The sequence below is a fragment of the Desulfothermus okinawensis JCM 13304 genome, from assembly GCF_054654515.1.
This window is the reverse complement of the sequence record NZ_BAAIEW010000009.1, coordinates 72,466-87,859: the sequence shown is the minus strand read 5'-3', so window position 1 is coordinate 87,859 and position 15,394 is coordinate 72,466. Positions and strand designations below refer to the sequence as shown.

Below are 15,394 nucleotides of genomic sequence, written 5' to 3'. Positions count from 1 at the left end.
CAAGTCTAAAGGATGTTTCAATTCCTCATAGGTAATGTAACAACCGGTAAAAAAGACTAAAACAAGGATTGCTATTAGTATGTTTCAATTCCTCATAGGTAATGTAACAACGATTCCGCAAACAGGCAGGGGATATGTTACACAAAGTTTCAATTCCTCATAGGTAATGTAACAACTAAAAAAACGGATCCAACCTTCCACGGCAGATAGTGTGTTTCAATTCCTCATAGGTAATGTAACAACCAGGCTTTAACCCAACAAAATTTTGATACGAGCGTGTTTCAATTCCTCATAGGTAATGTAACAACCTCTTTACCAATTCAATCTCAGTCTAATGTTTCTAAGTTTCAATTCCTCATAGGTAATGTAACAACCTTTGGGGTGTTAGATATACGCAGTTGCGAAAGTAGTTTCAATTCCTCATAGGTAATGTAACAACACAGGCTTTAACCCAACAAAATTTTGATACGAGCGTGTTTCAATTCCTCATAGGTAATGTAACAACAGAATTAATAAAACTAATAGGAGAAAAGAAAAAAGAGTTTCAATTCCTCATAGGTAATGTAACAACTTAAAGGAGGCTTAAAGGGATGGCTTTTACAAAAGAGTTTCAATTCCTCATAGGTAATGTAACAACTTGGCAAAGAAGGGTTTTGCTATAGGTGAAGAGGTGTTTCAATTCCTCATAGGTAATGTAACAACGTGTAAATGTTACTTATTACGGTTCTGGTTATCTGAGTTTCAATTCCTCATAGGTAATGTAACAACTTCTTTGCTAAATCAAATACACCCATTATCATCCTAGTTTCAATTCCTCATAGGTAATGTAACAACAACCCGCCTACGGAGTATTTATAAGCGGAAGCGACTGTTTCAATTCCTCATAGGTAATGTAACAACAGACCTTATGCTTTAGGTGATGAAGTAGATATTAATTGTTTCAATTCCTCATAGGTAATGTAACAACTAACCCAATCTATAAAGACTTTGGCTCTTCCTATTATGTTTCAATTCCTCATAGGTAATGTAACAACCATATAGATTTGGATTCTGAAGACAGGGCTTTTATAGTTTCAATTCCTCATAGGTAATGTAACAACAGATTTTTTTACTGTGTCTTATCAGGAGCAATTATGTTTCAATTCCTCATAGGTAATGTAACAACAAAGGACGTCGCTCCCATCACTTCCCCACACATAGTGGTTTCAATTCCTCATAGGTAATGTAACAACTAAGATCCAAAGAGCTCTTCAGGTGTGGTAAATTTTGGTTTCAATTCCTCATAGGTAATGTAACAACGAGAAAACATCCTACAAAACAGATTACAAAGTTAGTGTTTCAATTCCTCATAGGTAATGTAACAACTAGTATTAGTGAAAGTGAGCTTGTTAACGATTTAAAGTTTCAATTCCTCATAGGTAATGTAACAACTGATCAATTAAGGATTCATCAAATTCACTTAAATCAGTTTCAATTCCTCATAGGTAATGTAACAACGTTGTAGATCTCTGTGGCTGGCACTTCTGCATTATTGTTTCAATTCCTCATAGGTAATGTAACAACTTCTGATTATAAAAATAAACATATAGATTTGGATTTGTTTCAATTCCTCATAGGTAATGTAACAACGTTGCAAACTTTAGATTATATGAAGTTATATAAAGAGTTTCAATTCCTCATAGGTAATGTAACAACGAGCCAGGGGTGAGGTCCCAGATGAGGCAGATATCTGTTTCAATTCCTCATAGGTAATGTAACAACTTGCCCTTTCCTCTTTAGTAAGCTCTTTATGATCAAGTTTCAATTCCTCATAGGTAATGTAACAACCATAGATGGTGGCGGGACCATGATCCGCATAAATGAGTTTCAATTCCTCATAGGTAATGTAACAACGAAAAAATTTGCCCATCACGTTAATTATCATCATGTGTTTCAATTCCTCATAGGTAATGTAACAACTGGATTTTAAGGCCAGTGTGGCCAATGGCGAATTTAGTTTCAATTCCTCATAGGTAATGTAACAACTCTTAAACCCCCTTTGCTTGTTTTTAATTAATTCTTGTTTCAATTCCTCATAGGTAATGTAACAACGGATGCAAGAGGCCAAGAAAAGGGCAAATGAGATCTTGTTTCAATTCCTCATAGGTAATGTAACAACACAAAATATTGTTGGAAGAATATTACAATGAGCAATGTTTCAATTCCTCATAGGTAATGTAACAACGAAATCCAAAATGAACAAGACGAGCCACCCTTCTAAGTTTCAATTCCTCATAGGTAATGTAACAACTTTTGCGTTTGGTCTTATATATAAAAGAGTTTTTAATATGTTTCAATTCCTCATAGGTAATGTAACAACTGTTTTATGGATTTTACCGGTATTTCTGTCAACACTGCGTTTCAATTCCTCATAGGTAATGTAACAACCTTTTTAGAAGATAAAAAAACATCATAAATTAAAATAGTTTCAATTCCTCATAGGTAATGTAACAACTGGCAAGGTAACAGTTGGCGAATTATTAGATATTTGTTTCAATTCCTCATAGGTAATGTAACAACTTTTGCGTTTGGTCTTATATATAAAAGAGTTTTTAATATGTTTCAATTCCTCATAGGTAATGTAACAACTTATAAGGGAATAAATGCTAAAAATTTATTTATTTGGTTTCAATTCCTCATAGGTAATGTAACAACCGGGCGTAATCTGGAGGATAAAGGGTTATCTGATGCGTTTCAATTCCTCATAGGTAATGTAACAACTACTTGAAGCGGCAGGGGCCAAAATAACATTTGATAAGTTTCAATTCCTCATAGGTAATGTAACAACTGTCGACTTTTTCTATTGCTTTAGGGGGGATATACATGTTTCAATTCCTCATAGGTAATGTAACAACGAGACTATGACAGTACACTAATTATAGAAGCAAGCAAGTTTCAATTCCTCATAGGTAATGTAACAACTAAAAGCACCTGGTGGCGTTGGATCTGACCAGGCTAGTTTCAATTCCTCATAGGTAATGTAACAACTGTCTCTTCAGAAGAGGCAATAAAACAACTTAATGCGTTTCAATTCCTCATAGGTAATGTAACAACTGGGGTTGTTATCAAAGATGGGATGCTGTAAAATCGTTTCAATTCCTCATAGGTAATGTAACAACATTAGAATCAGAAGAGAAAGAAGAATCAGAAGAAGAGTTTCAATTCCTCATAGGTAATGTAACAACATAATAGCCTGGAGATAATTGGCCAGAATGTAACTTGTTTCAATTCCTCATAGGTAATGTAACAACTCTTAACAGAAGTTTTAACAATAGACTTAGTAGTAGGGTTTCAATTCCTCATAGGTAATGTAACAACAAGTGATTAAAAGAGTTTGGCGTTTTGTTATAACTTTGTTTCAATTCCTCATAGGTAATGTAACAACTTCCCACACTCGGCTCCGCTTTCAATTTTATAGTCAGTTTCAATTCCTCATAGGTAATGTAACAACCAAGATTTTTTGCCTTTGTTATATTGATACGTAATTTGTTTCAATTCCTCATAGGTAATGTAACAACTAAGTTTTGGAATAGGAACATAAAGTAGCTAAAATAGTTTCAATTCCTCATAGGTAATGTAACAACCATTGCATGTGGGGTTTCGATAAATACAGGAAAGGCGTTTCAATTCCTCATAGGTAATGTAACAACTAATATAGGAAATTCCAAGAACATCACATTTATACTGTTTCAATTCCTCATAGGTAATGTAACAACTATGGAATTTTTATAAGCGTCGATATAGCCCTTCTGCGTTTCAATTCCTCATAGGTAATGTAACAACTTTTTAGAAGATAAAAAAACATCATAAACTAAAATAGTTTCAATTCCTCATAGGTAATGTAACAACATGCGGGGAGCGCCACATTATCATATTTTAGTTTAGTTTCAATTCCTCATAGGTAATGTAACAACAATCTACGACCCAAATGGCTTACCTATTATGACTACGTTTCAATTCCTCATAGGTAATGTAACAACTTGGAAGCTTTTCTAAAAGATGGCATTCTGGACAAGTTTCAATTCCTCATAGGTAATGTAACAACATAAAAAAAGCATTTGAGTGTAGAGAATTACATAAATGTTTCAATTCCTCATAGGTAATGTAACAACAATTTTTAAGATGTTGTATAAATTTATAAATAAGCTGTTTCAATTCCTCATAGGTAATGTAACAACAAAGATGGCTCTGCTGAATTTCACGGAATTACAATCTAGTTTCAATTCCTCATAGGTAATGTAACAACGGGAAAAACTCTATTGGCTCCAATATATAGTCAACGATGTTTCAATTCCTCATAGGTAATGTAACAACTTTATGGTTATTGGAAGTGTTGGGCTTGTGGCAATCGTTTCAATTCCTCATAGGTAATGTAACAACTAAAGAAGTAAATCATAAATATTCTAATCAGGAAAACTAGTTTCAATTCCTCATAGGTAATGTAACAACTGAGTAATGATTATATACTATATACAAGGCAATGCGGGTTTCAATTCCTCATAGGTAATGTAACAACTCCACTAAAACAAATAGAAGTTAGATGGAAAAATAAGTTTCAATTCCTCATAGGTAATGTAACAACCTACTTTAAAAAATTATGCAGAGTTAGATTATGGTGGTTTCAATTCCTCATAGGTAATGTAACAACCGGAGACCAAGATGCACGGGGGTAAAAGAAATATAGTTTCAATTCCTCATAGGTAATGTAACAACAAAAAAATATAAAGGCAAAATTTTTCAGTATTTTATGTTTCAATTCCTCATAGGTAATGTAACAACAAGCATTTTCAGGAACCAACACTGCTATCCTTAATGTGTTTCAATTCCTCATAGGTAATGTAACAACAACAGGACAAGCAAATAAAAGCATAAGAACTAAGAAGTTTCAATTCCTCATAGGTAATGTAACAACCTGGCGTTCCTGGCTCTGGTAAGACATATTTTGCTGGTTTCAATTCCTCATAGGTAATGTAACAACACCATTTTTTGTAATCGTCAGTCATTTTTGTTGCCAGTTTCAATTCCTCATAGGTAATGTAACAACTGTTACTGGTCTCTTAGTATTCTTCTGTAAATATAAGTTTCAATTCCTCATAGGTAATGTAACAACTAAGTAGTTCTGTTGTTGGTGTCAATCCTTTAGACTGTTTCAATTCCTCATAGGTAATGTAACAACAGGATTTTAAAGATCCTGTCCTTTAGCAGATTAGGAAGTTTCAATTCCTCATAGGTAATGTAACAACAGGAATGCACAGCACTAAAGTTAGAAAGCAATTAGCGTTTCAATTCCTCATAGGTAATGTAACAACGGGCTTTAGATATAATTCCAGTTAATGCTAAAGTAGAGTTTCAATTCCTCATAGGTAATGTAACAACTGGCTTTAGATGATGCAGGGTATCCTACAATTAGAAGTTTCAATTCCTCATAGGTAATGTAACAACTTATTCCTTAGAACAACCTTTTTGTTTGAATTCTATGTTTCAATTCCTCATAGGTAATGTAACAACAGATTATCAGAAATTATTAAATCATCAGCATTAATTGGTTTCAATTCCTCATAGGTAATGTAACAACAGCCTAAAAAAGGATCTAAAATTAAATTGCCTTCTTCGTTTCAATTCCTCATAGGTAATGTAACAACCCCCTTTTTATATGTCATCTTCTGTTAGTCTTATGTGTTTCAATTCCTCATAGGTAATGTAACAACATCATTGGATATCCCCCAACTACCTAAAATAATTGAGTTTCAATTCCTCATAGGTAATGTAACAACAAAAGAATTTTTAGAAAGTAGAAATTTAACTTATGAGTTTCAATTCCTCATAGGTAATGTAACAACAGTTAAGCAAAGTGTTAACCAAGAACTAAAAAAAACGTTTCAATTCCTCATAGGTAATGTAACAACGCTTTCTATACCATTTTTAGATATTCCCTTAATCCAAGTTTCAATTCCTCATAGGTAATGTAACAACCTACAATATAATTATCTTTTAATAGTTCATATTTTTTGTTTCAATTCCTCATAGGTAATGTAACAACCTATGTTTTGCTCTTTAGACACAGCATAACATAAAATGTTTCAATTCCTCATAGGTAATGTAACAACAAATACTACCAAACCCCAATGATTCTTAAATTCTTCGTTTCAATTCCTCATAGGTAATGTAACAACACAGATAGTAGCATAATCTCTAATTTTAGCATTACCAGTTTCAATTCCTCATAGGTAATGTAACAACAATCTATGCGTCAAAGTATTTACAATTAGTTAAAAAAGTTTCAATTCCTCATAGGTAATGTAACAACGGATAAGAGAGCAGGCTTTTAGAACTGGTATAAATTTGTTTCAATTCCTCATAGGTAATGTAACAACTATAATAAGTCTGTCCTAGTTAACCTAAAAAGTGCGTTTCAATTCCTCATAGGTAATGTAACAACAGAACAGTTTTATGAAGAGGTATGTTAGCTTGCACTGTTTCAATTCCTCATAGGTAATGTAACAACTATAAATCTATCATATTCTTTCTGTTCTAAATAAGTGTTTCAATTCCTCATAGGTAATGTAACAACTTTGGAAAAAGGGGCTAATTTTTCCTATTTATGATAGTTTCAATTCCTCATAGGTAATGTAACAACTGAAAAATCTTACAGCCCCACCGTACTAACAATGCTGGTTTCAATTCCTCATAGGTAATGTAACAACTGTCTTGCCTTGTTCAAGTAAATCATATACCATCTGGTTTCAATTCCTCATAGGTAATGTAACAACTTGAACAACTTAAAAAAGAAAAAGCCGCACTTAACAGGTTTCAATTCCTCATAGGTAATGTAACAACTTTGTGCTTGGTTTACCTTTAATATAGAATCTTCTTTGTTTCAATTCCTCATAGGTAATGTAACAACAAGATAAACCAGTGCTTAATATAATTCTCATCTTTAGTTTCAATTCCTCATAGGTAATGTAACAACTGCAATATCTACGCTAGTCGCTAATTCTTTTGATACGTTTCAATTCCTCATAGGTAATGTAACAACAGGATACTCTGTTTCAACAAGATAGCCAACATCTCGTGTTTCAATTCCTCATAGGTAATGTAACAACCTACTAATACTTTCTCTTGCTTAGAAAAATTATCAAAGTTTCAATTCCTCATAGGTAATGTAACAACACGTATCTCTCTTCTATGCTAAGAATATCTGAAAATGTTTCAATTCCTCATAGGTAATGTAACAACAGTGGCTACTCTGGGTTTTAAATTGTTTGTAACATCGTTTCAATTCCTCATAGGTAATGTAACAACCTTTATGTGTCATATTACACCTCCTTTTTAGTAAAACGTTTCAATTCCTCATAGGTAATGTAACAACCCCTTGTTTAACTGGGGGCACCAAAGTATTGGTTTAGTTTCAATTCCTCATAGGTAATGTAACAACGCTGGAGTAAGACTATTAGCACACGCCATTGATTAGTTTCAATTCCTCATAGGTAATGTAACAACTCACTCAAATCTGGTGCAGGCGTAAAAGGTATATCTGTTTCAATTCCTCATAGGTAATGTAACAACGCAGATTAGATATTTAAGAGATAGAGGATTAACCCTGTTTCAATTCCTCATAGGTAATGTAACAACCCAAAACCTTAGCCCCTTTGGATGCATATTGAGAGAGTTTCAATTCCTCATAGGTAATGTAACAACTTAACACAAGGTAAGTGGGCAATAGTCTCAGAACTTTGTTTCAATTCCTCATAGGTAATGTAACAACAAAAGGAAATGAAAAAGATTACCAAGTAGTATTACAGTTTCAATTCCTCATAGGTAATGTAACAACCTAGGGCAAAATGTAGCTAATTCAGAAAGCCTAACAGTTTCAATTCCTCATAGGTAATGTAACAACTTTTCTGTTTCCTCGAAAGCTGTCTTTGAAGTCTTTGTTTCAATTCCTCATAGGTAATGTAACAACCCCCCAGCCTGCCAAAAGATGGATGCAACACTACTGTTTCAATTCCTCATAGGTAATGTAACAACTAAGCACTCTGACTTGTTGCCTACCATTTACATTTGTTTCAATTCCTCATAGGTAATGTAACAACTAATTCCAAAAATTGGGTGGGTGAGCAATTACTGGAGTTTCAATTCCTCATAGGTAATGTAACAACTAAAGCAATAAAAGAAATCTTAGAACTAGAAAAGTAGTTTCAATTCCTCATAGGTAATGTAACAACAGAGTCATAATCCTTTATATCTAAAGAAAGATGTAGTTTCAATTCCTCATAGGTAATGTAACAACGAAAAACTCTATTGGCTCCAATATATAGTCAACGATGTTTCAATTCCTCATAGGTAATGTAACAACGAAAGAAGAGGATTGTGGGGAGAATATTATAATATTAGTTTCAATTCCTCATAGGTAATGTAACAACCCAAGATCAAAATAATTTTTTTTTGATCTTATGTCTGTTTCAATTCCTCATAGGTAATGTAACAACATACCAGGGCTATTAAAACCATAGCAGGCCCAGATTAGTTTCAATTCCTCATAGGTAATGTAACAACAAATCTGTTGCTGAGTCAGCATAACTATTTAAAGCTCGTTTCAATTCCTCATAGGTAATGTAACAACTCCTATTTATAAAGAAATAGGAATAAAAAAATTACCGTTTCAATTCCTCATAGGTAATGTAACAACAGGCAACCTTGTCCCTTTCGGAACAGCGTAAACAAGAGTTTCAATTCCTCATAGGTAATGTAACAACCAGTTTTTCAAAATGATACCACATGATGAAATATCTGTGTTTCAATTCCTCATAGGTAATGTAACAACTTGGATTGTTATATGCAGGTAAATTTAAAAAAAGTGTTTCAATTCCTCATAGGTAATGTAACAACTTTAACTTTTCCATATTGGACTCCTTATACATCTTGGTTTCAATTCCTCATAGGTAATGTAACAACCCGTATGCACAAAAAAGCACACCCACAAATACAAATGTGTTTCAATTCCTCATAGGTAATGTAACAACCATGTTTGGAAAAGAGAAGGCAACTGGTACTTACCAGTTTCAATTCCTCATAGGTAATGTAACAACTAGCCGATGCAGTAGAAGCAATGTTGGCCCAGTTGAGTTTCAATTCCTCATAGGTAATGTAACAACAAGAACCCCAGGAGACAACCCAGGAGGGGCAATCTTCGTTTCAATTCCTCATAGGTAATGTAACAACCATACGATGATCAAGACAATATAGTTGGTCAAGATTTGTTTCAATTCCTCATAGGTAATGTAACAACTTAATGATGCGGTCCAGGCTGCCTGGGATGCAGGTGGGTTTCAATTCCTCATAGGTAATGTAACAACAAATTTCAATTTACTAATAATTTTTTTTTGAATTTTGTTTCAATTCCTCATAGGTAATGTAACAACTTGCTATTTTAAATAAATTCTCCATTCTATATTGGAGTTTCAATTCCTCATAGGTAATGTAACAACCAGGTGCAAATCAATATTTAAGTTATTTTCAAGCTTAGTTTCAATTCCTCATAGGTAATGTAACAACGATATTTTTTCTGGATAATCTATTAAAGAACAAGAAGTTTCAATTCCTCATAGGTAATGTAACAACGCGTGGCCTCCGTCTGCGAGTTCTTTTTTGATTTCAGGTTTCAATTCCTCATAGGTAATGTAACAACCAACTAAGGACCTTTATAAAAAATATCTAGAATATTGGTTTCAATTCCTCATAGGTAATGTAACAACTAACTATAAAAAAGGGCTAATAAGGAGGCATTATGTGTTTCAATTCCTCATAGGTAATGTAACAACTCTTGCCTGAACCGTTTTCTCCTAAAATAATAGTTGTTTCAATTCCTCATAGGTAATGTAACAACCAGTCGTGACATCGTCTATGGTATATTTTGTCTATAGTTTCAATTCCTCATAGGTAATGTAACAACCCCAAATACACACAAGCAAGACTATAAATATTTCGCGTTTCAATTCCTCATAGGTAATGTAACAACGGGGTGGGGACGACCTAACAGTGTTAGCCAAGAGAGTTTCAATTCCTCATAGGTAATGTAACAACAAACACAGGAAGCCGTTTTAAAGGCTGGTGTGAAGAGGTTTCAATTCCTCATAGGTAATGTAACAACTTAAAATCTATTTGCAGGTCTTTTAAGAGGTTGTCCGGTTTCAATTCCTCATAGGTAATGTAACAACGCAGTAAAACATATTCAGACTCTTTTATTGTTGGAGAGTTTCAATTCCTCATAGGTAATGTAACAACTAAGATAACCAATAAAATCTCTTTCATATGTAGGAAGGTTTCAATTCCTCATAGGTAATGTAACAACTTGTAAGGGATGGGTGGAAAGATAAGGTACGGGTCCCGTTTCAATTCCTCATAGGTAATGTAACAACTTTAATTAACCAGCAAGAGCAACAGAAACGTTTATTGTTTCAATTCCTCATAGGTAATGTAACAACGTTAGTGGAAGTCCTAAAATTGAAGCTGTATATCCGTTTCAATTCCTCATAGGTAATGTAACAACTTCTCATAATATTGAAATTTCAAATTGTTATTTTCAGTTTCAATTCCTCATAGGTAATGTAACAACGAACTACAAAAATTCCCCAATTAACAGAAGAAGACCTGTTTCAATTCCTCATAGGTAATGTAACAACCCGCAAGCTTCAGGAGAGGAACTTGTGGAATTTTCTGTTTCAATTCCTCATAGGTAATGTAACAACCAACTGCTCCCTCTAATGGGCTAGCATCGTATATTGTGTTTCAATTCCTCATAGGTAATGTAACAACAATCACAACCCTCCGCTTGATCTGTTTCTCCTATCTGTTTCAATTCCTCATAGGTAATGTAACAACCAATGAAATAATTAAAAAAATTTTTTGATTTTTCAAGAAATTATTTTTTTGTCTCCTCTCAGAACTAGTTACTCCTCTTTTTTTCTGTCACACTGATAGCTTTTTTACACTATCTCCAAGCGACAGAATTTTACAAAAATTTAGAGTCTTCCTTTTTATCGTTTCCAACCACTTCCCGCCTACTATAAAGTAAACTTCTAAAAGAATAAATTATCACTGAATCACCATCTTCTTCCACCAGTATGTCTTTTATTTCGGTTTTCAATTTTTCCAACCTGGATTTAGTGATTTCTCCTTCAAATACAGAGTTTTGGACCCATTCCAGGTACCTTCTGCACAATTTTAACATCTTTCCACATCTTTTTTGATTAACGTCATAATATAAAATAACAAACATCCTACCATTCCATTACAAAAGGTTTATAGTCTTCATCACCAATAAGATATTTTTCCAATTTATAAAGCTCAAGTCTTATCAGTCTTCTATAACTCACTTTTTTATTTATCTTTCTATAAGTTATAGTCCTGGACAAAAATTCTTCCATTTTTTCTAAAATTTTCTTTTTTCCTTTGTCTGACAATATCAATCTCCCAACACTTTTATCAAAATCCTTTTTGGATATTATTCCGTGCTTTATAAGAGAAATCAAAAGTCTATCTCCAATAACTACCTTAAATATTTCAGCTATATCTAAGTTAAGAGAAAATCTTCTAAAATTAGTGGAGTGTAAAAACCCGATTCTAGGATCAAGATGGGTCTGGTATATTTCACTTAAAACATAAGTATATATCAAACTATTAATAAAACTAATAAGAGCATTTAAATAGTCTTTTGGGGGACGACGAGTTCTTTTTTCAAAATAAAAATCTTCATTATCAAGTATTTTATTAAAGCTATTATAGTAAATACCTTTGGCTTTACCTTCAAAGCTCATAAGTTCGTCAATACTAGAACATCTATCAATATTTAGAAGAACATCTTCCAATAAAGTAACCTCTTTATCTAAATCATATTCCCTTCTTTTATAGTACTTAAGTACCCTTAAACTGTTTTTGATTGCTCCCTCCACAAACCTTTTTGATAAATACAAACGTTTATCAATATCATCATATGCTCTTGCCTGATTTAAGATCATAAAACCAGAATTATAGTGTTCTCTAGGATAAAAACTTCCAGAATAGTATCCATAATAATTAAAATAATGAAGAATTATTTCTTTTTGAGTTAGAAAATTTAAAAGTTTTGTATTAAAAGTAACTTCTCCGAATACAAAAATTTCTTTAGTATTCTCTACAGGAATAAATTTCTTTTTACCTTCTTCAGTTTCAAAAAAGAGAGTATTATCCTTTCTTTTAAGATATCCACTGGTGAATATATAAAGAGTTTCTAACACGTTATTAACTCCAACAAAATTCAAAATAAGAACAATTTTTACATTTAGAGGAAAATTTTACATCAGGTAATCTTTCTCTATTTAATAACTCTTCTATTTCTTTTAATATCTTTTTTAAATTTAATTCATTTTCCTCATTTAGCTCTATCAAAAAGACCTTCTTTGATTTTGGGATATGTATCTCACCTTTTACACTATATCCTTTATTTTTTAATCGAAAAAGATAATATAACAACTGCATTTTAGCAGCCTCTAAAAATTTTTCACTTTTCTTAACTTCTACCAATGTAAGAATCCCCCTATCATTCCGTATAAAATCAATTTTTCCTCCATCAATTAAAATTTCTTTTTTATCTCTCTTATAACTTTCTTCTGAAATTAATCTACCTATAGCCAGGAAATCATTATATTGATCTCCTGTAATCTGACGCGACATTAACCAGGCTTGTTTTTTACAAAAAATATAGGCTTCTACAATAGAAGAAGTGATTTCTAGTTCATTTTTCATATAATCTCAAATTCTCTTCCGATTTTTTGTTCTTTGAATCCTTCTAAATCCAGCCCTTTTTCAATATCGTAATATTTTCTCCAATCATTGCAATAATAAAACCCGTATTGAATTTCGGATTTTAATAAATCTCCCATTTTAATTTTTCCATTAATCCAAGAATTAAAAATATTGACCACATAAGGAATGAGTTTTCTTTGCTTGTTTTTTATTTCGATGATTTTTCTCATAGGATCACACTCGTTCTCTTCAAAGAGTCGGATATATTCATTCCACAGATTTTCCCCTTTTTCATCATAAGGGATAAAAAGAGAAATATTATCTCCTTCTATCAGCCTTATTTTTCCATCAATATTTTTAAAATAAAGGGTCTTTATATCTTTGATATTCTCTGCAGAACTTTCCACAAAGATATTTGCATTTTGTTCTTTTATTTTTCCTACGATGTTTTCAAAATATTCTTCCACAGAATTTTCTGATATTTCAATATCTTCACTATTTTTCCAATATTCTCTTATCTTTTTTGTTATTTCTCCTTTTTTTCCTCCGCGATAAACCATTGTTGAAGTATATAAATCCTTTTCTCTCTCATCATTAAACACATACAAGTCACATATATCTTTTTTGTTATTTCTGTTTATTCTTCCCGCTACCTGCATGATAGAATCTAAAGGAGCATATTCTCTAAATCCTAGGTCAAAGTCAATATCCACACCAGCTTCTACAGACTGAGTCGATACAAGGATCATCTTTGCCTCTTCTTTTTTTGATTCTTTTATAATGCTTTCTCGCTGTTTTTTCAAAATAGTAGAATTTAAAAGCATTTTCTGAAACCCCTTAAAAATTTTTTTCTTATCTTTCTCAATTTCCTCAAAAAACTTTCTAGAATCCTTTACGGTGTTAAATACAACGAGAATCTTTTTTATGTTTTGATCTTCTTTTATGGAATTCTCCATTTTTTTTAGCAAATTTTCTTTTTTAAACTTATTAATATTGACCTTTATTCTGGTTCTCTTAAAAACCTCATGGTTAAATATTTGTTCTCTTAAATCATTATCAAAAAGATAAACAATATTTTTGCTTGCTTCTTCACTTTCCAGCAAGTTTTCCAACTGGGGCAAGGTGGCGCTCATAACTATAAAATAGGTGTTAAGCCTTTTTCCAACTTCGTTTAAGAGTGTTATGACTTCTGTCCATACTTTATCATTGTAGGCCTGAATCTCATCAATAATTACCACACTGTTGGCAAGTTGATAAAAATTGTAGTTGGGTTCTTTTGCATTTCTTAAAAACAAATCAAAGAATTTTACGTGACTTAAAAAAATCACAGGCTTATTAAAAAACAGTTGATCAATATATCTTGCATAAACAAAATTATAATCATCATTTTCGTTGTTGTTTGGAGGTATAAACTGAGAATCCAGTCTTGCCACATTATCCTGCCCCCAAAATCTGGCAATATAATCATAAGACTGATCAATAAGATTTATAAAAGGAAACACATAAAACAGTTTCTTAATGTTTTGTTTTTCTTTTATAATCCTCAACGCAAGCCTTAAGGAAATATTGGTCTTTCCTCCGCCAGTTGGGATGTTTAGGAAATAAACATTGCTTTGACCATTTTTTAAAATTTGAGATAGGCTTTCTTCTGCCTGCACATTGAGCCAGGAACGGACTTTGTTTAAGGCTTCTGATTTATTATTATTTATTTTAATATCTTCAATTTCTGTATTTTTCAAATTATCATATTCTTTCTTTATGGCTGGGTTAAAGTTGTGTTTCCCATTTATTTTCTCTAGTGAATGAAAAGATTTCCAAGCATCATCAAAAAGCTTTTTATCTATCACTCTAAAATCAAGCTCCTCTCCACGGTGATACTCCATAGTAGCAAAATAATCTGCACTGATTAATGTGGAATGAAAAAGCTTGAGTAAAGTGTACATATTAAAATTGTTTAAAAAGTCTTTTGAAATCAGTTTTTCAAATGACCCGCTGAGATTTTTCCAGAAAATCCCGTTAAAAAATGCCTCGAATATTGAATCTCCTTCTGCAATTTCAACGCCTAATACATTGAGAATATGTTTTATCTGAGACTTATCTTCTTTTAATTGTATTTCTTTAAAATCAACCAAAACATTATTTAATCGCCCGTGATGTTTATATACCGAATACAAAAGAATAGTTAAAAGACCAAAACTTTTTTGGCTCAATTCTTGGTTGCCCAATTTTAAAGCAAGCAAGTATAATAAGGTGACAAAACTCTTATCACTGTGAGTTGTATTGTTTTCTTCTCCATCAAGCTTTTTTTGAAAATCAAAAGTAAGTTTTCCCAAATCATGCCACCTGACAATTTCTCCCAATGTTTCAACAATGGAATCTACCTTTTCTTCTCGTAATAAGTCTTTGACCAATGATCGGAAAATATATTTTGTTTCCCATAGTTGGTTAATTTTATCCCAATATTTAAATGTCCTTTCTGCGTGCTCTACAAAAGGCTCTTTTTCTTTTTCCTTACTGGAATGAGCGGAGTACTCATTTAAATTTGCTTTTTTTTCATTAAAAAGAATCAACT

At 32.4% G+C, this 15,394-nt stretch carries 4 protein-coding genes and 1 CRISPR repeat array; all 4 genes read right to left on the bottom strand.

What is annotated here, in order from left to right:
* Positions 1 to 14: 14 nt before the first annotated feature.
* Positions 15 to 10,920: direct repeats of the CRISPR family, unit length 30 nt; unit sequence GTTTCAATTCCTCATAGGTAATGTAACAAC.
* Between the two features lie 130 nt (positions 10,921 to 11,050).
* From cas2 to cas3, 4 genes are read right to left on the bottom strand one after another with little or no spacing between them, the layout of a single operon-like run.
* Positions 11,051 to 11,317 carry a CRISPR-associated endonuclease Cas2 gene (gene cas2 / locus ACYQ0O_RS05125; protein WP_459891258.1) on the bottom strand — a complete coding sequence of 89 codons (267 nt, stop codon included), beginning with the start codon at positions 11,315 to 11,317 and terminating at the stop codon, positions 11,051 to 11,053.
* Between the two features lies 1 nt (position 11,318).
* Positions 11,319 to 12,314: a type I-B CRISPR-associated endonuclease Cas1b gene (gene cas1b / locus ACYQ0O_RS05120; protein WP_459891256.1), complete on the bottom strand. Its 996-nt coding sequence runs from the start codon at positions 12,312 to 12,314 to the stop codon at positions 11,319 to 11,321.
* 4 nt (positions 12,315 to 12,318) lie between these two features.
* Entirely contained in the window at positions 12,319 to 12,822 is a 504-nt protein-coding gene (cas4, locus tag ACYQ0O_RS05115; RefSeq protein WP_459891254.1) for a CRISPR-associated protein Cas4, read from the bottom strand.
* Positions 12,819 to 15,392 (bottom strand): CRISPR-associated helicase Cas3', encoded by a 2,574-nt coding sequence (gene cas3 / locus ACYQ0O_RS05110; RefSeq protein ID WP_459891252.1) that lies wholly within the window; start codon positions 15,390 to 15,392, stop codon positions 12,819 to 12,821. Before cas3 ends, cas4 begins: the two co-directional genes overlap by 4 nt.
* Between the last annotated feature and the right edge of the window lie 2 nt (positions 15,393 to 15,394).